The sequence below is a fragment of the Gelidibacter pelagius genome (genome assembly GCF_017581925.1).
Classification (GTDB): Bacteria; Bacteroidota; Bacteroidia; order Flavobacteriales; family Flavobacteriaceae; genus Gelidibacter; species Gelidibacter pelagius.
Genome location: NZ_JAGEVG010000010.1, coordinates 104,055 through 125,884 on the forward strand (window position 1 = coordinate 104,055; position 21,830 = coordinate 125,884).

The following is a 21,830-nucleotide window of genomic DNA, read 5'->3' on the forward strand; positions in this document are numbered from 1 at the left end:
ATAAATTATCCAAGGCAATTTGAAATTATATATTTATTAATCAATTTAAAACTTGAAAAATGAACACAACCTTAAAAAAGCTTAAAGACATCAGTTCGGAAAACTGTATTACCATCATCATGAATTCCCACCGAACGAAGCCTGATTACCTTAAAGACGAATTAGTCCTTAAAAATCATATCAAAGAAGTTGAAACAAGACTTCTTGCAGATACGACGAAAAAGGATGCAACAAAATTAATTGACAAATTGCACGCCCTTGCCGCAGACATTGATCACAGTCGTAATTTGGACAGCTTATTACTTTTTGTAAATCATGATGTTGCCGAATTCTCAAGGTTGCCCATAAAAGTTGTAGATCGTGTGATTATCGATAACACCTTTGCTACAAGAGATTTAGTGCGGTCTATTCACGCTGAATCCCACTATTACTTATTGGTTTTGAGTCAGGATAAAGCACGCTTAATTGAGGCATTGAATGACAAGGTCGTTAAAGAATTTGGATCACCATTTCCTATGGAAAACCAACAATCCTTTGCCAAAAACAAAACGCAAGCAGCTACTGCATCGCGACAGTCAAGTTTGATCGGTGAGTTTTTCAATCAAGTGGATAAAGAAGTGAACAGTATTAGAAAACAAAATCCACTTCCAGTTTTAATTTCCACCGTTGAAGAAAATTATTCTGAATATTTAAAAGTCGCCGATGAAAAGCAGAGTATTTACGATACGTATTTAAACAAAAATAGAATGGCTGAAAAAGATCACGCCATCGTTTCAGAAGCTTACAAGATCATTGAAACCTACAATACCAAAAGAAATAATGACCGAAAAGCAGAATTGCTAAAAGCGGTCTCTGAGAATAAATTCTTAAGTGATACAAATGATATTTGGAGAGCTATTTCCCAAGGAAAAATTCAAACGCTTTTCATTGAACAAGGTTTATTTCAACCAGCAATTTTAGAAGATGATAAAATTGTTTATGTATCCGAAGATCATAGAACCGACAAAGATGTCATAGACGATATTTATGATGAGATGATTGAGATGAATATGGATTTTGGAGGTGATGTTGTTTTCCTTCCAAAAGGAGAATTAGATAAATTCAACGGATTTGGTGCCGTAACACGCTACTAAAAGTTCTTGCATATTAGAATAAACATTGGTTATTAGTAAGTTTTTTAGCTAATGCCTATTTATTTTGGTTGTAGTGTCTCTCGAGAACTGTTTTCGATATTGAAATTCTTTAGTTGATCATTAACAACAAAAAGTTGACATAACCTTTCAAAGCAAAGCAAATAATGTATGGGATTTTGAAAACAGCATCTTACTTTTTAGCAATTTCTTATAGAAGAATTCTTGGCAATTTAATTTAAACGCTAATTGTCTGTGAGTTAGTTACAATCAAGTCTTTGTTCTATGTTCTATAAGCGTAGCGATCTTGATTCTACATCAAAAAAATGATTAATATTTAAATACTTTTAAAATGGATGTTCAAAAAAAATATATAGTAATTACTGGAGGAGCTGGAGGCATAGGACAAGCATGTGCTCAAGTTTTTAAGGATCAACCAATAATTCTAACTGATTATTCACAAGATCAAGTTGATAAAGCCGTCGAAACTTTGTTAAAAGAAGGTTTTGATGTGTCAGGAATTTCTTGTGATATTACCGATAAAATAGATATAGATAAGCTTACCAAATTTGTTTCCAACAAAGGTGCACTAAAAGCATTGATACATACTGCTGGAGTAAGTGGAACAGTTAAAGACCTCAAAAAAGTGTATACCATCGATTTGATTGCTACAGAGCTTTTAGTCGATGCCTTTTATGAGCTTGCCGAAAAAGATTCGGTAGCTGTATTGCTTTCTTCTATGATGGCGCATGCTGTTCCTGCAAACTCTGAGTATGATGAAGCGCTTATCAATCCGCAAGCAACAGAATCCTTTGATATTGTAAGTAAGTTTGTGGATGGTTCTTCAGATACGATGTACAATTTCGCAAAACGAGGTGTTCATTTGCTCACCCATAAAAACGCGAGTAAGTGGGGCGGGAAAGGTGCGCGAATCGTAACCGTTTCTCCTGGAGTCATTGAAACTCCAATGGCATTGAAAGCAGCTGCAGAACATCCTGAACGAATGGAAAAGATAAAACAGGCGACACCTTTAAAACGTAACGGTCAACCTGAAGATGTTGCTGGAGTTGTTCATTTTTTAACCACTGATGCCGCCAGTTTTATTACTGGTACTGATATTTTAGTGGATGGTGGGGTTATTCAGAACATTAAAAAAATGGGATAGAATCTGTGTGATTAAAAAACATCGTGATGGAACACAATACATCGATATGGACTATTGGACATTCAACCAGAACTTTTGAAGAGTTTTCGGAGTTGCTCAAGAATGATGAGATAGCACTGCTTATCGATGTACGACGCTTCCCAGGTTCGCGAAAATTTCCGCAGTTTAATACAGAAACCCTCGAATCCGCTTTACTTGAAAATGGAATTGAGTATAAACATATAGAAGCTTTGGGTGGACGACGCAAAGCTTCCCAAGACTCTAAAAACACCGTATGGAATCACCCGTCCTTCAGAGGTTATGCCGATTATATGGAAACTTCTGAATTTAAGGATGCTTTCAAAACATTGGAGTCCTTGGCTTCTGAAAAAAGATGTGCCATGATGTGTTCTGAAGCCGTTTGGTGGCGTTGTCATCGTTCAATGATTTCAGATCAATTAAAAGCAAATGGTTGGAAAGTCATTCATATTATGGGAGAAAACCAGCATCAAGAGCACCCATACACAAAACCGGCAAAAGTAGAAGATGGGCAACTGTCCTATCATTAAATAATAATTATGTCAATTAACGCCTCATGACAAAGAAAAATATTTTACTTACAGGTGCCTCCGGAACGGTGGGTTTTGAAGCCTTAAAACAGCTTATAGAAAAAGGTAGATACACTATTTCGGTTTTTGATAAAAAGACGAAGCTTTCAGAAGAGAAATTAGAACCATTCGCAAATCAAATTAATCTTATTTATGGGGATATTTCAAATCCGAAAGACTTAGAGTCTATTAAGAACATCGATGCCGTAATTCATTTGGCTGCCATCATTCCGCCATTGGCTGATGAGCATCCAGAGCTCGCGAAAAAAGTAAATACTGAAGGCACCCATCATCTTATTAAACAATTGGAAGCGCATTCTCCAAAAGCATTTTTTATGTACAGCTCCAGCATTTCTGTATATGGTGATCGTATCGAAAATCCGTATATAAAGGTTGGTGATGCACTTACTCCGAGTGAAGGTGATGCCTACGGCGAAACCAAGATTGCCGCAGAGAAGTTGCTCCAAGAAAGCCATTTGGATTGGACAATTTTCAGATTGGCAGCCATAATGGGCAATCATAAGATGAGCAAATTGATGTTCCATCAGCCTTTAAACACGGCTTTGGAAATTGCTACACCACGAGATACGGCGCGCGCTTTTGTGAATGGCATTGAGAAACAGCAGGAACTGTCCAAACGGATTTTCAATTTGGGAGGCGGTGAAAGTTGCAGAATCAGTTATGAACATTTTCTGGAACGTTCTTTTGCAGTTTTCGGATTGGGAGCGGTCGATTTTCCGGAACATGCGTTTGCGGATAAAAATTTTCACTGTGGATTTTATGCTGATGGCGATGATTTAGAAAATATCGTTCAGTTTAGAACGGATAGTTTGGAGGATCATTTTGAAATGGAGGCTAAAAAAGTATCCTCACTTAAAAAAACTGCCGCGTCAATTTTTAAAAAACCCATAAAATGGTATTTGCTAAAAAAATCAGAACCTTATCAAGCCTTTAAAACAAAAGACGCTAAACAAATGCACCATTATTTTAATCTAAAACCCAAATCATGAAAATCTTAATTCTATATCTATCATTCTTAACCAGCTTTTTCGGAAACGACAATCCGGAGTTGACCATTAACGTTCAAAACATTAAATCTCTTAAAGGCGAAATCATTATTGGCGTTTTTAATACGGATAAGGACTTTTTGAAAGAAGGTGTGGCCATCAAAAATTATACAATTGCTATCGATGAAGCTACCGAAACCATTGTAATTAGCGATTTGCCAAAAGGTGAGTATGCCGTGTCCTTATATCATGATGAAAATTCTGACAAGGAGTGCAACCGTAATTTCCTTGGAATTCCAAAGGAAGGTTATGGCTTTTCGAACAATGTAAAACCAAAATTCTCGGCGCCGTCCTATGAGGACTGTAAATTTACATTGTCAGAAAATAAGGTCTTAGATATTGCATTACGGCACTAATCATAAAGTAATCCCTTTATTATTGCTAAGCTGATTCATGTCATTGATATTATCTGTTATTCGATTTAACTTAGCTTTTAATAAGCAACGACTTAGAAGTTTAAATTAATACATTAAAAATTAAAATTATGGAACCAACTTTCTTAAAATCAATCAAAAGCGCCATCAAACATTGGTATATTCCTTTACTTGTAGGGATATTTTTTATCATTGTCAGTATTGTGGCATTTACTTCGCCAGGAAGTTCACTGCTCACTTTGTCCTTTCTTTTTGCATTGTCGTTTTTATTTGGCGGCATTTCAGAGACGCTCTTTTCAATAGTCAATAGACACCAATTGGAAAATTGGGGTTGGTCTTTAGCCTTCGGGATTCTTACTTTTATTGTAGGAATTTCTCTTATGAGCCATCCTGCACTTTCAATAAGTGTCATGGCATTCTATATTGGTTTTATCATCCTTTTCCGTTCGGTTTCTGCCATAGGGTTTGCTATGGACGTCAAAAGATATGGCGATAAAAATTGGGGCGTATTATTGGTATTAGGAATTTTAGGAACTATTTTTTCCTTCATCCTCATCTGGAATCCGTTGTTTGCAGGAATGAGTATGGTGGTCTTGATAGCGCTGAGTTTCATGTTTGCAGGACTCTTCAGTATCGCTTTAGCATTTCAGCTAAAGAGATTGCATAAATCGTCTAAAAAGATATCCGCAGAACTAAGAAAACGTTACGATGAATTAGTGAAAGATATTGACAAAGAATGGAACTCATAATACTTGTGTGCACTGAAAATAAATTTATTTGAGATGCCGTTATCACTAATGTTATTAAAGGATTCTCAATTCCCTGACTTTAATAGCTTGTGTAAACCTTAAAAAATCAGACATGAACATTAGAAGAGCAACTTTAGAAGATCTTGAATCTGTGCACCAAATCGAAACTTTAAGTTTTAACGATGGAAGTTATCCGCCATTTGTTTTAAGGCAGTTGTTTGATATTTCCCATGAGTATTTCTTGGTCGCTGAAGAGGAGGGAAAGGTTCTCGGTTATGTGCTGGGTAATATCAATAAAAACACAAGTCAGGGTTGGCTGCTGTCATTAGGCGTTCACCCTGAAGCACGCGGAAAAAAAATTGGAAAACTACTCACAGAAAAACTTGTTGAACTCCTTGAAAACGATTTAAGCACAGAAATTTGTTTGACCGTCCACCCTGATAATGCATCTGCCAAAAAAATATATGAGGATCTCGGATTTAAATCGGTGAAGACTTTCGATAATTATTATAATGACCTTGAAGCACGGTTATTAATGAAAAAACAACTCATAACTTTAAGATTCAACGCTTAAAAGACATCATATATGAAACCATCCATTTGCATTGTTTTAGTGCTGACCTTATTTTTTAACTGTAAAGACAGTGAAAAAACGGATGTCAGTGATAAAAATTCCTCTGAAATTTCTCAACTATTCTATAATGGCGATATCATTACAATGGCATCGGATCAGGCAGAATATGCAGAGGCTGTAGTTGAGGAGAACGGCAAGATTGTTTTTGTTGGAAGTCAGAAAGATGCCGAATCAAAATATGAAAATGCCAAGAAAATAGACCTTAACGGAAAGACTTTATTACCAGGATTTATCGATCCACACAGTCATTTTGGGATGGTTTCCAATACGATGGGGCAGGTTGATCTTAACCCACAACCCGTGGGAACGGTGGTCAATATTGAAGATATTTTAAAGAAATTAGAAACGTTCAAGGAAGAGCGCAACATTCCAGACGGCGAATGGATTTTTGGTTGGGGTTACGATGATGGAGAGTTAGCCGAAAAACGCCATCCTACCAAAAGAGACATCGATAAAGTATTGCCAAACAATCCTGTGTATTTACAACATACCAGCGGACACATGGGCGTTGCGAACACTTTGGCACTCGAAAAACTGAATGTCAACTCAGAAAGCAAAAGTCCGGAAGGTGGCAACATCGAGCGTTTTCCCAATTCAAAAGAACCGACAGGATTGGTGCAAGAGACTGCCATGTATCCTTTTGTAGGCAATATGCTTGAGATCCTGGCGAAGGATCAGGCAACCTATTTTGATACGACGCAAGAGTACTATGCGTCCAATGGGATCACTACGGCGCAAGATGGTATGACCGATAGAAATACCATTCGGTTTTTTCAATCGCAAGCCGATGCGGGAAAATTAAATATCGATTTGGTTTCACTGGCAGGTTATGCGGAATTGGATAGCAATGTTAAAGACAGTACTCTGCATTTCAAAAACTACAAAAACGGATTTAAAGTTCAGGGCACAAAAATCGTAGCCGACGGTTCTCCTCAAGGAAAGACGGCATTTTTCACCGAGCCGTTTCTAACCGAAGTGCCTGGTTGCCAAGTCGATTGTAGAGGTTTGCCAAGTTTAACTCAGGAAACTATAAACACCTTGTTTCTTATCGCTTATGAAAATGAAAACCAATTATTTATTCATTGTAATGGCGATGCCACGGTGGATATGATTATTGAAGCACATGAAAATGCCTGTAAACAATTAAACCAAGCTTTGGATAAAGACCGAAGGACGATTATCATTCATGCTCAGTTTGCGCGTCCGGACCAATTGAAAACATTTGTAAAATACAACATGGAACCGTCATTTTTCACCAATCACGCGTTCTTTTGGGGCGATGTCCACGTAGAAAATTTAGGAAAAGAAAGAGCACATTTCTTAAGTCCGATGGTTTCCGCCAAGAAATTAGGATTAAAGCCTACAAATCATTCTGATGCGACGGTAACGCCAATCGATCCGCTTTTCACGATTTGGTCTGCGGTAAATCGTGTGTCACGTTCAGGTGCTGTTATTGGCGACGCCGAGAGAACAACGCCGTACTTGGCAATACAAGCCATTACAAGCAACGCCGCTTATGAGTATTTTGAAGAGGACTTAAAAGGTTCTTTATCTGAAGGTAAATTGGCGGATTTTGTGATTTTGGATAAAAATCCTCTAAAAGTGGAACCTATGGACATCAAAAACATTCAGGTTTTGGAAACGATCAAAGAAGGAAAGACGGTGTTTAAAAGGAAATTGAATATCGCTTCAAAGTAGCGTTTCAATAATGTTCTTAGTTTTTTCATTGAAACTGATCGGTAAACAAGAATAATAAAGATACAAAAACAGACCTACAAGGTTTTGAAAACCTTGCAGGAATGAAAACCTTGCAGGCTGAAAACTAATATCATTAACCCCAATAAATAATAACAATAACAATAAATAATTAAACATTGGAGATATCAAAATTATTTGACTTAAAAGGAAAAACCGCGATAGTCACAGGCGGGGCAAATGGAATAGGAAAAGCAACAGCGTTGTTGTTAGCAAAACACGGTGCAAATATATCCATTGGCGATTTCAATTTGGAAGATGCCCAAAAAACAGCTAAAGAAATTGAAGCCCTGGGAGTCAAAGCGATTGCAGTGTCTTGTAATGTTCTAAAGGATGACGATTTAGTCAATCTAATAGATACCACGGTAAAGGAATTGGGCGGCATCCACATTTTGATAAATAATGCTGGCGGTGGTGGTGGCGGACGTGAAAATCCGTTCAAAATTTCTGTTGACGATATCAAACGCGATTATGAACTCAATGTATTCAGTGGTTGGAGGTTATGCCAATTGGCAGTGCCACACATGAAAAAAGAAGGTTATGGCTCTATTATTTTTACAACATCGATGTCGAGTATCAATAGAAGCCCAAACATGAGTGGTTATGGCGGATCGAAGGCAGCAGTCAATCATACCGTTGCCAACTTAGCCCATGATTTTGGGCCTGAAGTACGCATCAATGCCGTTGGACCAGGAGCAACTCGGACAGCGGCTTTAGAAAGTGTGCTGACACCAGAAATTGAAGCCACCATGTTGAAGCATACACCAATCAAACGTTTGGGAACTGCCGATGATATTGCTGGTGCGATGTTATATTTTGCTGCGCCAATTTCGGAATGGGTGAGTGGTCAAACACTTTTTGTGAATGGTGGTGGCGAGCAAACTTTGGAATAATCAATTTAAATAAGATTGATGCACAGTCAATTTTAAAACCTACTTATATTTGCCGCGGTCGAAAATTGTAGAGATTTCTGCTTTATGATTTTCGACTGTGATTTTTAGTGATAATCTATTTTCTTAGCGATTGGTTCGCAAGTGATGGGCATTTTTATCATAGAACTAAATAAAAGCTTAAGCACGTACCACGAATAATGTGAAATTACAAATAGCAGATATAAAACTTCGCAACCAATGGCTAAATTATTAAATAATCGATGGTTTTTATTCATCGTAATTTCCCTCACTTGGGGAAGTTCCTTTATTTTGGTTAAAAAGTCTTTACTCGGATTTTCGCCTTATGAGATTGGCGCTATTCGAGTGGCAATTTCTGGTCTTTTACTTGGTTTTATTGGTCTTCCTGCCATTTTTAAAATGCCTCGCAAAACATTGTTTTGGGTGATTGTTGCAGGGTTCTTCGGGAATTTTTTACCTATGTTTCTATTTCCAATAGCCCAACAGAAAGTGAGCAGCTCATTAGCAGGAATTTTAGACGCCTTGTTTCCGATGTTTGTCTTAGCCTTTGGGTTTCTGTTTTTCGGAATAAAAAGCAGATGGTCTCAAGTGCTGGGTGCGGTCATAGGTTTTTTAGGCGCAGCAAGTCTTATCTATTTTTCTGAGGTCAATACCGATAGTTCCCAATTTTGGTACGCCATGATTGTCGTGTTGGCAGGTGCTTCTTATGGGATCAACGCCTTGTTGATAAAGGAAAAAATCCCCAATCTCTCTTCCATCAAATTAACTGCCGCCGTATTTACGTTTTGGGCTTTTCCTTCTTTGGTCATATTGTTTTTTACGAACCTGTTTCAAAATTTTGAATGGAACTCTGAAAGGACGGAAGCCATGGGTTATCTCGGATTTTTAAGCATTTTTGGGACCGCTGTGGCTATGTCTCTATACTACAAACTCATTCAAAATACATCTCCTGTTTTTGCGAGTTCCGTGAGTTATGTTTTGCCTATTGTAGCCGTAATCTGGGGCGTTTTGGATGGCGAGAAATTTACATTTTGGTATCTCATTGGCGCTGTTCTAATCGCTATAGGCATCTATCTCATTCGTGAAAAGAAAATAAATCCCTATTTGCCGCCACCCAAATAGTCAGTCTGAAGGTTATGGTATTTCGATAGTTTAACATCTTCTTCTTCTTGTGAAAAAGAATTCAAGTTTTATGAATTCTTTATGGTCGTGGATTTGTTAAAACACTCAAAATTTACTATATTATCCGAATCGAGAAAATAACGCCAAAACTTAAGTTTTGCTCCTTGATTCATAGGAGGTTTGCGTTGTTTTTTTTTGCTGCAGACCGCAGCTTTTATCATTGAATCGAATTAATAATTGTCTGTCGATGATTCTTGGAGTAAGAATCCATTTACAGATGCAAAACCTATAAATATATATGAATAACAAACGTAAGACGACCAAAAAGCGCGTAGGAATCATTGGTGCTGGTCCAAGTGGCTTGGCACAATTGAGAGCTTTTGAAGCCGCAAAACATGCAGGATTAGAAGTGCCGGAAGTAGTGTGCTTTGAGAAACAAAGTAACTGGGGAGGCATGTGGAACTATTCTTGGCGCACAGGCGTAGGGAAATATGGTGAGCCAATCCACGGCAGCATGTACAAATACTTATGGTCTAACGGTCCGAAAGAGTGTTTGGAGTTTTCGGATTATTCATTTGATGAGCATTTCAAAAAACCCATCTCATCCTACCCACCGAGACCCGTCTTGTTTGATTATATCCAAGGACGGATCAAAAAGAATAAAATTCGTGATTATATCCGTTTTGACACCACCGCGCGTTGGGTGAATTATAATGATGAAACCGAAAAATTTGAGGTTGTTTTTGACGATCTGAAAATTGATAAAACCTACACTGAAGAATTTGATTATCTCGTGGTGGCTTCCGGGCATTTTTCGACGCCAAATATGCCTTATTTTAAAGGCATTGAGCAGTTTCCTGGTCAAGTCATGCACGCTCATGATTTTAGAGGCGCTGACCCTTATAAAGATCAAGACATCTTAATTATTGGAAGCAGCTATTCTGCTGAAGATATTGGTGTACAATGCCACAAACACGGTGCGAAATCCGTGACGTTGAGCTATAGGAGCAATCCTATTGGCGTCAATTGGCCGGAGAGTATTAAAGAAGTACCATTATTGACACATTTTGAAGATGATATCGCGCATTTTAAAGATGGTACCTCCGAAAGGTACGATGCTGTAATTATGTGTACGGGTTACCAGCATAAATTTCCATTCTTACCGGATGAATTTCGATTAAAAACGAAAAATAATCTCTATCCAGATCATTTGTATAAAGGAGTTTTTTATAACAATCTTCCGAAGCTGATTTTTTTAGGCATGCAAGATCAATATTACACATTTAATATGTTTGATGCCCAGGCTTGGGTGGCAAGAGATTATATGATGGACAAATTGGAGATGCCTTCAAAAAGAGAGCGACGTGTGGATATTGACCGATGGTTAGAAGCCAATGAAAAATTGGAAAACAGTTTTGATCATGTCGATTTTCAAGGTGCATATATCAAAGATTTACTGAGCCTCTCAGATTATCCAGATTTCAACGTGGATGAAGTTGGCGTGATGTTTAAGGAATGGCTTAAAGATAAGGATGAAAATATTTTAACTTACCGTGACAAAACCTTTAAAAGTGTGGTAACAGGTACTATGGCAGAAACCCACCATACAGAATGGATGGATGAATTGGATGACAGCAAGGAGCGGTATTTATATCAGGAAGAAAGTGAAGAGGCTTTAGAGGAAGTTGTTGGGAAGCAACCTGTTTAAGCTCACTTAACTTTAGGACGTTTAATTTATAATATTTAGACCTCACCGGCTGCCGAATATTTCGGAACTGTGAGGTCTTTTTTTTACAGTGATCCACTTTATGATAGAAAAAATATCTTAATTTAACCAAATAAACGCTGGCTTTCAATATGAATTGGATTATACTCGCAGAAATTGCCTACGCACTTTTGGTGATTTTCGTTATTTTAAGAGTGCTGCTTGATACACGAAGTAGTACAAAAGCATTGGCATATATCCTTTTTATTATATTCGTTCCGTTCATTGGAATGATTTTTTATTTTACGGTAGGAATCAATTACCGAAAACGAAAACTCTATTCCAAAAAGATTGTTGACGACGAGCCTTTTCGGAAAAGCATTAAGGAGAGAATGAACTTCTATTCCGAATCGATAAGCAATTCAGGTTTGGTAGCTTCAGAGTATCAGAACCTATCAGAGTTTATCCTTCGTTCGGGATTCAGTCCGTTAACGGCAAACAACAAAGTGAAACTACTTGTCAATGGCGAAGAAAAATTTCCTGAATTATTAAAAGCTTTAGAAAGCGCCAAATCGCACATTCATATAGAATATTATATTTATGAAGACGATATCACGGGAAATTCTGTCGCAGACGTCTTGATCAGAAAAGCGCAAGAGGGCGTTGAGGTCCGATTTATGTATGATGATTTTGGCAGTCGTCTCGGAAAGTCATTCATCAAAAAACTGGAGGATGCTGGAGTTCAAACCATTCCTTTTTATAAGATCATCTGGTACGCTTTTGCCAACCGGCTCAATTATCGGAATCACCGAAAAATCATTATTATTGATGGCACCATTGGATTTATTGGCGGCATCAATATGAGTGACCGATACAGAAACGATTTTAAGAAAGAAAATCATTTATATTGGCGTGACACCCATTTGATGATTGAAGGTCAAGCCACAGCTTATTTACAGTATTTATTTTTGTGCGATTGGAATTTTTGTAGCCCAACACGTTTTGACTATAGTAAGGTTTATTTTCCAGACCAAACCAAACATGAGACTATAGACAATGATGTTGTACAGATAGCCGCCTCAGGACCAGATAGTCCTCAGCCAGTAATTTTCTATTCATTATTGGAGGCTATTGGTTCTGCAAAGAAAAAAATTTATATCGCAAGTCCGTATTTTATTCCTGGTGAAAGTTTAATGGATGTGTTGATTATAGCCGTTCAGAGCGGATTGGACGTCAAAATTATAATTCCGGGAATATCCGATTCCAAAATGGTTGATGCCGCAGCAAGAGCCTATTATACGGAGTTGCTTCAATTTGGCGCTAAAATATATAAATACAACAAAGGCTTTATTCACGCAAAAACTATGGTTATTGATGATAATTTAGCGATCGTTGGGTCGGCAAATATGGATTACAGAAGTTTTGACCTCAATTTTGAAGTCAATGCCATGGTGTACAGTAAAGAAATCACAAAACAACTCACTGCAGTATTTGAGGAGGATTTGAAGGATTCAGAACTTATCGATGCGGAACAATGGCTCAGCCGTCCCAAATACATGAAATTGTGGGAAAGAATGGTGCGTTTATTATCGCCGTTTCTCTAAAAACTCGTAAGTTTTTATATGTATTATTCCCTTGAATTAGATGTTTAAAATTTAGAGTGAATAAAATCTTTAAAAACAAATAAATAAAAAATATGAAAAATTTAAAAGATCACGTCGTCATAGTTACCGGCGGAGCAGCAGGAATAGGAGGAGCAATCACGACGGTTTTGACAGAAAGAGGGGCCTGCATTGTAGCTGTAGACCTCAATGAAAGGGCAGGCAAGGAAAAGGAAAGGTCAAATCCAGAGCAGATTGTATTTTTAAAAGGCGATATCTCTAAAGAATCCGTGGCTAAGGAAGCTGTTAAAATGGCGATTTCAAAGTTCGGGAAGTTGACCGGATTGGTTAATAATGCACACGCATCGAGACAAAAGCCTTTGATGGAATTAACTGTAGAAGATTGGGCGCTTTCTATGGATACTGGATTGTCCGGTACCTTGAACTTTATGAAAGCTGCCTATCCTGAGCTTAAAAAAACGAAAGGCGCCATCGTCAATTTCGGATCTGGTGCCGCATTGTTGGGGCAAAAAAATCAAGCAAGTTATGCAGCCGCCAAAGAAGCTATCCGCGGATTATCGCGTGTGGCCGCCAACGAGTGGGCGGGAGATGGCATACGGGTTAATATTGTATGTCCATTGGCATTTACCGAAGGTGTTGCCCAATGGAAAGAAGCCCATCCTAAACAATATGAGGAAGTAGCTGGTAAAAATCCGATGAACCGTTTTGGCGACCCACAGAAGGATATTGCCCCTGTAGTTGCATTTCTTTTAAGCGACGACAGTCAGTATATGACTGGACAAACACTTATGGCCGATGGTGGTGACATTAAATTGACATAGTAAGTCAGGGACAAATGAGAGGGGGTGACACGCATTAGACCTTTGATTTTTTTAGCTTTTCAAGCATTTGTGTTTCTTAAGTTAAACATCAAAAAAACCAAAAAACATGCAAGAAAAACATATTGTCATAATAGGAGGTGGATTTGCGGGAGTGAATTTGGCTAAGCAATTGGGAAATAAAAAGGGATTGAGAGTCACTTTGGTGGATCGGAATAATTACAATTTTTTTCCACCTTTATTGTACCAAGTCTCTACAGGGATGTTGGATATTTCAAGTATCTCCATTCCATTCCGGACACTTTTTATTGGTAATAAAAATTTGTTTTTTAGGATTGGCGAATTGGAAGAAATCCTTCCTGAGCAGAAAAAAGTCAAACTCTCCACGGGAGAAGTTCACTACGATGCATTGGTTCTCGCCACTGGTACAGAGAGCAATTATTTTGGTATGAAGAATATCGAAAAAAATGCGTTGCCAATGAAAACGGTCAATGATGCCATAAAATTGAGAAACTATCTCCTTATGGAAGGTGAAAAGTACACCTATTGTACTGATGAGGATGAAAAGCGTAAAATGCGAAATATTGTGATTTCTGGCGCTGGACCTTCTGGAGTTGAGATTGCGGGGATGATTGCCGAAATGCGCAAGCGAAAACTTAAGGAAATTTATCCCGAATTAGAAAGTGAACGGTTAAATATCTATTTGGTAGATGGTGCACCAACGGTATTGCCACCAATGAGTGAGAAATCGCAAAAATATACTCTCAAAATCCTAAAGAAGCTGGGCGTCATTGTGAAGTTGAATAAAATGGTTTCCGATTTTAAGGAAGATAGAGTCTTCTTTAAGGATGGCGATACAATCGAAACCAAAACCTTGATCTGGACGGCAGGTGTGACGGCAATGAAATATAAAGGACTTCCAGAAGATTGTTACGATGAGACCGTTCGTATTCGTGTTGATGCTTTCAATAAAATTGAACATTGTGATGGTATCTATGCCATTGGCGATACCTGCATTCAAACTACCGACCTCAATTTTCCTAATGGACATCCACAGTTGGGAAGCGTGGCACAGCAACATGGAAAGACTTTGGCGAATAATTTTATTGCCATGGCAAACAACAACAAATTGAAACCATTTAAGTACAATGATAAAGGCGCAATGGCTATTATTGGTGATCAAAAGGCGGTGGCTGATATGACCTTTCCAAAAGTCACACTTACAGGTTGGTTGGCATGGTTTTCTTGGTTATTTGTCCATTTATTACTCTTGGTAAGTTATCGAAACCGGTTTAGAACATTTTGGAATTGGTTCAATGCCTACTTGGGCAAAGGCCAATCTCAAGGGATCATGATTGGAAAATTCCCAAAAGATGCACCTTTGTCGAACAAAAGTGAAACGTAAATTCCTTTGGTTGCATTCTATATTCTGTTAGCGAATAATAACATGAAGAAGGGGATAATAGGTTTAAAATGGTCTTTAGTTGTGAGATGTCTTAATATTTGCTTGAGAATTTCTAACCAAAAGTGTCAAATGTTTGATGTTTTTGTTAATAATACAGCGAAAACAAAATTTTTACAAAAATCGATTCCCGTTATTTAGCTTTTTTACATTGAAAGTGTATCTTTGAATTACAATACACATACAAAGTCTATTTCACGTCGATGATAAAAAAACTAATCGTTACCCCACTTCAGAAATTTGTTAAAATTGAAAGTTTTAGTGGTATCTTATTGATGATTGCCACTATTATAGCTCTTGCATGGGCAAACTCACCTTTTGGTGAGTCTTACCGAGAAATTTGGCAATATGATATTGGTATTATTACCAAATCTTTTGAATTTTCACTTCCCGCTGTCTTATGGGTTAATGATGGTTTGATGGCAATATTCTTCTTTTTGATTGGATTGGAAATCAAACGTGAATTAGTCATTGGTGAATTGAACACAACCAAAAAAATAGCCTTTCCGCTCGTTGGTGCATTGGGCGGCATGGTGATTCCGGTAGGGCTATTCCTCTTGTTGAATCAAAATCCTGAAACGGTAAAAGGTTGGGGTATTCCTATGGCAACAGATATTGCCTTTTCCTTGGCCATCCTGAATGTTATTGGGAAACGTGTCCCTTTAAGCTTAAAAATATTCCTTACAGCTTTTGCCATTGTGGACGATATTGGAGCTGTATTGGTCATTGCTCTGTTTTATAGTGGAAGCATTAATACAACACTTTTATTGATCGCCCTTCTCTTATTGGGTGTTTTATACCTAATTTCTTATAAAGGCTACTATTCGAAATACACCATGCTGATCTTAGGCGTAGCTATTTGGTTCTTGTTCTACTTTGCCGGCATACATCCTACAGTCGCTGGTATTATGTTGGCCTTTTCTGTGCCTATCAGACAAAAGATAGATACTTCCACATTCTTACAACATTTAAATATTGTTTATAAGGATATTAAAAATTCGATTGTCCTACAGCAACCGATACTTTCAAATGAACAATTGGAAAACATCAACGATTTACAAGATTGGACAGCAAAATTTAGGTCGCCTTTACAAAATTTAGAGCGCAGTTTGCATGGTTGGGTCGCCTATTTTATAATTCCAATTTTTGCACTTGCCAATGCAGGGGTAATGATAGATAGTTCAGTAGAATTGGATACAGCATTAGTAATAAACATTGTCTTAGCTTTAATTGTTGGAAAAAGTGTTGGTGTAACAACTTTTGTGTTGTTGGCCAAAAAGATTAAAATCATAGAAGTACCTAGTGACATAAACTTCAAACAGATCATAGGTGTTTCATTTTTAGCTGGAATTGGATTTACGATGGCTATTTTCATTGCAAGTTTAGCTTTTGTCACCCATCCTGAATATATCGATTCGGCCAAGATTGGTATTCTCATAGGATCATTTATTTCAGCTATTATCGGTTATACCCTTCTAAAGATGGCGACTAAAAAGCCCCCACAATTGCCCTAAAATCATCAATATTGACAAGAAAGGCAAAGCGTTGAGGTTTTAGAATAATTTTTCATTATCAAATAAGCAGCGGAATAATAGTGATTCTTGGAATTATGTAGAGTTTTTAAATGACCCTGTAGCATGTCTTCCAATTTTAGAATGAGCTTTTCATGACCGAATTTTTCGAAACATACAAGTCACCTTTCATCTATGGAGCCAGCGTTATTGCGATTGTAATCGTACTTCATATCATCACCAATATTTTAAATAAGTGGTTGATGAAAAAAGAAGCTCAAAAGTTTTTGGGCACTCCAGAAAAACCTATTTATATATTAAAACGGACCTTAAATGTTCTTTGGATTGTTTTAGGGCTCATTGCTTTGAGCTTTATTTTTGTTGATAGGGAAAAAGATGAAACCTTAATTGGATATTTTAAACTGGTAGGTTATTTGGGAGGTGTTGCAGTAATCACTATTGTCTTGGCAACCCTCGGTAACTTATGGTTTAAACATAAGATTCAGGAGAAAACGCTACTTGGCTATGATCCCACAAGCTTTAAGTTCTTGCGTTATGTGGTCGTTTTTATAATTTGCTTTATTGGTGTACTTTTTGGTTTGATGGCATTCCCATCACTCCGTGGTGTTGCACAGACTGCCTTGGGGGGCGCTGGAGTGATCGCTCTTATTGCAGGGGTGGCATCTCAAGAAGCATTATCAAACTTGGTAGGCGGACTTTTTATTATTTCATTTAAGCCTTTTAAAATTGGAGATATTGTAAAAGTTAGTGATACCATGGTAGGAACGGTCACGGACATAACCTTGCGCCATACCATTATCCGAAACTTTGAAAATAAGATGATCGTGATTCCGAATGCGGTCATCAATAAAGAGAAGTTGATCAACTACGATTTGGGTGAACTGAAGTGCTGCGAACATATAGAAATGAATATTTCTTACGAAAGTGATATTGATTTGGCCAAACAGATCTTACGCGAAGAATGTGAAAATCATCCTTTAATTCTAGATAACCGTTCCATAAAGGATAAAAAAGATGGCAAACCATTGATAAGAACGGCAATGACCAGAATCAATGATTCTTCATTGACCATTAGAGCCTGGGCCTGGGCCAGAAATTATAGCGATTCTTTTTCCTTAAAATGCGATGTTTTGGAAAGTACCAAAAAACGCTTTGATAAAGAGGGTGTTGAATTGGCATTCCCTACGAGAACTGTCTATGTAAACAATAACGGGGAGAAGCAGACAAAGGATGAGATTTAAAGTGAACAGCTCTAATGCTATTCTAAACTAAATCATCATCCCTTATTACCAACAAAGCATGACCTTATTGGATGGTAATAATTGTCCGTATCCTCTGGAATCTTATACTTCTTCTTTTATAAAGAACAACCGGCCCCAGTCTTCTTAACGCCTAATTTTATCAAAATTGTTTCCAATAAGCACCATTTTGTGAATGCCGATTGTATTAAATTAACTCCGATAAATACTGTAAACCACATCCAATTTGGATTGACGTAAACAGTGAGTACAACACTTAATAATACCATTGTACCTACGATAACTCTAAAATATGTGTTTAGCATTTTATTTGATTTTTTAAGTTTAAATATGTCTTTCTATTGGAACCACAACCGCTCTTACAGCATTGCTGGTTTCTAATTTTGAATTGAAGTCGGCTATCGCATTGAATAAGTCGTCAATGTTTTCATTCTCTGTAAATGAGAAAAATAAACGCGACTCATTACTGAACTTTTCGCTGGCAAACCAACTTGAAGTCATTACAACAGACGATCCATTTTTATATCCGTCAATATCAGAACTACTAAAGTTGTGAATATTCGCATTTTTGAAGAGCCTTAGAACATCTTTTCTAAACTCTTCGACTGAGGTAACGATTACTAATTTCATGATTTTCTTATTTATGATTTTTATTTTCTATCATATAGTACACCAACGGCACAACCAATAAGGTCAACACAGTGGACACGATAGTTCCGCCCATCAAGGAAATGGCCAAGCCTTGGAAAATCGGGTCGAATAGGATCACAAAGGCACCTATGACCACCGTTCCTGCAGTTAGAAGGATTGGTGTCGTTCTTACGGCACCAGCTTCAATAACGGCTTGTTTCAATGGGACACCATCCGCAGTCCGTAAATTGATGAAGTCAATTAATAAGACCGAGTTCCGCACCATAATTCCAGCCAAAGCAATCATTCCAATAAATGAAGTTGCCGTGAAAAATGCGCCCATGATCCAGTGGCCCAGTATAATTCCTATTAAGGATAGCGGAATGGCTACCATCATGACAATCGGTGCTTTAAAGTTTTGGAACCAACCAACAATCAGGATGTAGATCAAAATAATGGCACCTAAAAAGGCAATTCCTAAATCTCTAAATACTTCTAAGGTAATTTGCCATTCGCCATCCCATTTCACCGTATAATTATCTTCAAAATCTGGTTGACCTAAATACATTTCATTAAGTTCATAACCTTGTGGTAAAGGGATTTCCTTTAACTTGTCTTCCATGCCTAAAATGGCGTAGGCAGGACTTTCCAAATCGCCAGCCATATCCGCCAATACATAGACCACGCGCTTTTGATTTTTACGATAAATACTCTTAGCAGCTATGGTTTTATTTATAGTCACCAAATCGGCAATCGGGATCATATTTCCTTGGATGGACTTGACTTTCAACTGTGAAATATCCGAAATACTGGATTTTTCTTTTTCAGCCAAAGCCAATATCAGACCCACTTGATTGCTCGCATCTTCATCATACAAGGTAGTAATGGCGTTGTTTGATAAGGCCATATTCATGGTATAAGTAATTTGCTGTGGCGCTACGCCGTATAGCATGGCTTTCTCCTTGTTAATAACAAACTGGTATTCAATTTGATCATCTTCAACCATCCAATCGATATCTACGACATCATCCGTGTTTCTCAGAATCTCTTGAATATGATCAGCAATCTTTATTTGCTCGTCATAATCCGGACCATAAACTTCAGCGACAATGGTGGACAGTACAGGAGGTCCTGGTGGAACTTCCACTAATTTCACATTGGCATTAAATTTTGCGGCAATTTTCTGAATATCAGGACGTAGCAATTTAGCCACATCATGACTTTGCGCTTTACGATCATTTTTATCAATTAAATTCACTTGAATATCCGCCATATTGCTGCCCCCACGTAAATCGTAATGACGCACCAAACCGTTAAAAGTAATAGGAGCGGAGGTCCCGATATAATTTTGATAATTGACTACTTCTGGACGGGTGGATAGATACTGAGAAATTTCTTGAGCTACCATTCCAGTACGTTCCAAGGTAGTGCCAGCTGGCATATCAATGACTACTTGGAATTCATTCTTGTTGTCAAAAGGCAACATTTTTACAGCCACCGAATTCGTGAAAAACAGCAACATTGTTCCTATTAAAACCGCAAATGTTCCTGCTAAAAATATCCAACGTTTCCTTGTGCTTTCTAATAATGGACCTTCTAATTTGTTATAAAGTTTATAAATAAAGGTTTCTTCCAACGGTTTTTCAACTTTTTCAACTTTCCCTTTCTTGTCTTTTTCTCTTAAGAAAATATAGCCCAAATAAGGCGTAATGGTCAATGCCACAAAAAGCGATAATATCATGGCAATAGAGGCTCCAATTGGCATAGGTGCCATATAAGGTCCCATTAACCCAGATACAAATGCCATTGGTAAAACAGAGGCGATTACTGTTAATGTTGCTAAGATCGTTGGGTTTCCAACTTCGTTAATGGCGTATAAAGCAGCTTGTTTAAATGGGAGGCGCTTCATCTTAAAGTGCCTATGCATGTTTTCTGCAATAATAATGGAGTCATCCACTACAATTCCTGTTACAAACACTAAAGCGAACAACGTAATTCGGTTGAGTGTGTAGTCCATCATATAATAGCTCAGCAAGGTCAGTGCGAAGGTGATTGGAACAGATAAAAACACAACCAATCCACCACGCCAGCCCATGGCAAGCATCACTACAAGTGTTACGGCAAAAATAGACCCTATCAGGTGCCACAGCAGCTCTGAGACCTTTTCTGACGCTGTTTCACCGTAGTTTCTGGTGATTTCGACATGGACATCATCTGGAATTAATGTGCTGCGTAAATGCTCTACTTTATCAATGATGACTTCGGCAATTTTCATGGCATCCGCACCTTTTCGTTTCGCAACGGAAATGGTCACTGCTGGATATTCTGATTTAAAATCCGAAGCTTTCTTACTGCCTTGACCAAAGCCCAAACTCACATAGTTCTGAGGGACTTCTGGGCCATCGATAATGTCTGCAATTTGCTTTAAATAAATTGGCTGATTTTGTTGTACGCCAACGACGAGGTTTTCAACATCCGTAGCCGTTTTTAAAAACTTCCCTGTGTTTACAAGAAACTCCGTGTCGTTTTTATCGAAACTTCCAGAGCTTAGTTGACTATTGTTGGCTTTGATCATTTCAGAAACCGAAAGGAAATCCAAACCGCTTGCCGCTAGTTTATCTTTATCTAAGACGACGCGCAATTGACGATCTCTTCCACCGATTTTATGGGTGATAGCGACATCGTTTACCTTTTTAATCTCGGCTTCCAATTCTTGTGTTATTTGGCCTAACTGGTAATCATCGTAATTTTCACTCCACAAGGTTAAACCTAACATCGGTACATCATCAATGGCACGGGTTTTCACCAGTGGAAATGTGACGCCTGCGGGCATTTGATCCATGTGCTTATTGATCTCGTTGTATAATTTTACAAACGAGCGCTCAATATCCTCACCCACATAAAACTGCACGATAACCATGCCCTGTTCTTTCATTGACGTAGAATAAACATATTCCACACCTTTGATATTCGAAATTAATTGCTCTAAAGGCTTGATGACACGTGATTCGACCTCCGTTGGACTTGCGCCTGGGTAGCCCACAAAAATATCAGCCATTGGCACATCAATCTGTGGTTCTTCTTCACGCGGAATTAAAAACGAACTGTACACACCAACCACGGTAAATACGATCATCAAAAGCACTGTGAGCTTCGATTGTATAAACACTTTTGCAATTTTACCTGCGATACCTTCTTTCATAATTTGCCCCCTTTAATTCCCCCAAATGGGGAATACTGTTGCGGGATAGTTTTTTAGTTAATACTTATTTTATTGTTTAAACTGATAACTGCGATTACTTAAACAA

General features: G+C 37.9%; 19 protein-coding genes. 16 read left to right on the top strand and 3 right to left on the bottom strand.

Annotation, left to right across the window (positions count from 1 at the left end; translation table 11 throughout):
• The first annotated feature begins 59 nt into the window (after positions 1–59).
• The 16 genes from J4051_RS10005 (at position 60) to J4051_RS10080 (ending at position 17,874) form a co-directional block, all read left to right on the top strand.
• Entirely contained in the window at positions 60–1,133 is a 1,074-nt protein-coding gene (locus J4051_RS10005) for an AOC03_06830 family ribosome hibernation factor (protein WP_236027337.1), read from the top strand.
• A gap of 349 nt (positions 1,134–1,482) precedes the next feature.
• The gene (locus J4051_RS10010) at positions 1,483–2,295 is read left to right on the top strand and encodes an SDR family oxidoreductase (protein ID WP_208233726.1); all 813 of its coding nucleotides are present in this window, start codon (positions 1,483–1,485) and stop codon (positions 2,293–2,295) included.
• Between the two features lie 26 nt (positions 2,296–2,321).
• Complete coding sequence (locus J4051_RS10015) at positions 2,322–2,843, top strand: DUF488 domain-containing protein (RefSeq protein WP_208233727.1); 522 nt, start codon at positions 2,322–2,324, stop codon at positions 2,841–2,843.
• 26 nt (positions 2,844–2,869) lie between these two features.
• Entirely contained in the window at positions 2,870–3,892 is a 1,023-nt protein-coding gene (locus J4051_RS10020; RefSeq protein WP_208233728.1) for an NAD-dependent epimerase/dehydratase family protein, read from the top strand.
• Complete coding sequence (locus J4051_RS10025; RefSeq protein ID WP_208233729.1) at positions 3,889–4,305, top strand: DUF2141 domain-containing protein; 417 nt, start codon at positions 3,889–3,891, stop codon at positions 4,303–4,305. Before J4051_RS10020 ends, J4051_RS10025 begins: the two co-directional genes overlap by 4 nt.
• A gap of 128 nt (positions 4,306–4,433) precedes the next feature.
• A complete protein-coding gene (locus J4051_RS10030; protein ID WP_208233730.1) occupies positions 4,434–5,072 on the top strand; it encodes an HdeD family acid-resistance protein in 639 nt (212 codons plus the stop codon).
• Positions 5,073–5,184: 112 nt separating this feature from the next.
• The gene (locus J4051_RS10035) at positions 5,185–5,646 is read left to right on the top strand and encodes a GNAT family N-acetyltransferase (protein WP_208233731.1); all 462 of its coding nucleotides are present in this window, start codon (positions 5,185–5,187) and stop codon (positions 5,644–5,646) included.
• Between the two features lie 12 nt (positions 5,647–5,658).
• Positions 5,659–7,404 carry an amidohydrolase gene (locus tag J4051_RS10040; RefSeq protein WP_208233732.1) on the top strand — a complete coding sequence of 582 codons (1,746 nt, stop codon included), beginning with the start codon at positions 5,659–5,661 and terminating at the stop codon, positions 7,402–7,404.
• Positions 7,405–7,580: 176 nt separating this feature from the next.
• Complete coding sequence (locus J4051_RS10045; protein ID WP_208233733.1) at positions 7,581–8,354, top strand: glucose 1-dehydrogenase; 774 nt, start codon at positions 7,581–7,583, stop codon at positions 8,352–8,354.
• 237 nt (positions 8,355–8,591) lie between these two features.
• The gene (locus J4051_RS10050; RefSeq protein ID WP_208233734.1) at positions 8,592–9,494 is read left to right on the top strand and encodes a DMT family transporter; all 903 of its coding nucleotides are present in this window, start codon (positions 8,592–8,594) and stop codon (positions 9,492–9,494) included.
• Positions 9,495–9,792: 298 nt separating this feature from the next.
• A complete protein-coding gene (locus J4051_RS10055; protein WP_208233735.1) occupies positions 9,793–11,202 on the top strand; it encodes a flavin-containing monooxygenase in 1,410 nt (469 codons plus the stop codon).
• Positions 11,203–11,351: 149 nt separating this feature from the next.
• The gene (gene cls, locus J4051_RS10060) at positions 11,352–12,803 is read left to right on the top strand and encodes a cardiolipin synthase (protein WP_208233736.1); all 1,452 of its coding nucleotides are present in this window, start codon (positions 11,352–11,354) and stop codon (positions 12,801–12,803) included.
• A 92-nt stretch (positions 12,804–12,895) separates the two neighbouring features.
• Positions 12,896–13,642: an SDR family NAD(P)-dependent oxidoreductase gene (locus J4051_RS10065; RefSeq protein ID WP_208233737.1), complete on the top strand. Its 747-nt coding sequence runs from the start codon at positions 12,896–12,898 to the stop codon at positions 13,640–13,642.
• A 106-nt stretch (positions 13,643–13,748) separates the two neighbouring features.
• Positions 13,749–15,044, top strand: a complete 1,296-nt coding sequence (locus tag J4051_RS10070; protein ID WP_208233738.1) for an NAD(P)/FAD-dependent oxidoreductase — start codon at positions 13,749–13,751, stop codon at positions 15,042–15,044.
• A gap of 260 nt (positions 15,045–15,304) precedes the next feature.
• On the top strand, positions 15,305–16,615 hold the full coding sequence (gene nhaA, locus J4051_RS10075) for a Na+/H+ antiporter NhaA (protein ID WP_208233739.1): 1,311 nt from the start codon (positions 15,305–15,307) through the stop codon (positions 16,613–16,615).
• Between the two features lie 152 nt (positions 16,616–16,767).
• Positions 16,768–17,874: a mechanosensitive ion channel family protein gene (locus tag J4051_RS10080; protein WP_208233740.1), complete on the top strand. Its 1,107-nt coding sequence runs from the start codon at positions 16,768–16,770 to the stop codon at positions 17,872–17,874.
• Between the two features lie 116 nt (positions 17,875–17,990).
• Here J4051_RS10080 and J4051_RS10085 read toward each other — a convergent pair whose 3' ends face one another.
• The 3 genes from J4051_RS10085 to J4051_RS10095 are packed head-to-tail and all read right to left on the bottom strand — an operon-like array spanning position 17,991 to position 21,724.
• Positions 17,991–18,197 carry a YgaP family membrane protein gene (locus tag J4051_RS10085; RefSeq protein WP_208233741.1) on the bottom strand — a complete coding sequence of 69 codons (207 nt, stop codon included), beginning with the start codon at positions 18,195–18,197 and terminating at the stop codon, positions 17,991–17,993.
• Positions 18,198–18,216: 19 nt separating this feature from the next.
• Positions 18,217–18,522 (bottom strand): hypothetical protein, encoded by a 306-nt coding sequence (locus J4051_RS10090; protein ID WP_208233742.1) that lies wholly within the window; start codon positions 18,520–18,522, stop codon positions 18,217–18,219.
• 7 nt (positions 18,523–18,529) lie between these two features.
• Positions 18,530–21,724 carry an efflux RND transporter permease subunit gene (locus J4051_RS10095; RefSeq protein ID WP_208233743.1) on the bottom strand — a complete coding sequence of 1,065 codons (3,195 nt, stop codon included), beginning with the start codon at positions 21,722–21,724 and terminating at the stop codon, positions 18,530–18,532.
• Positions 21,725–21,830 lie beyond the last annotated feature (106 nt).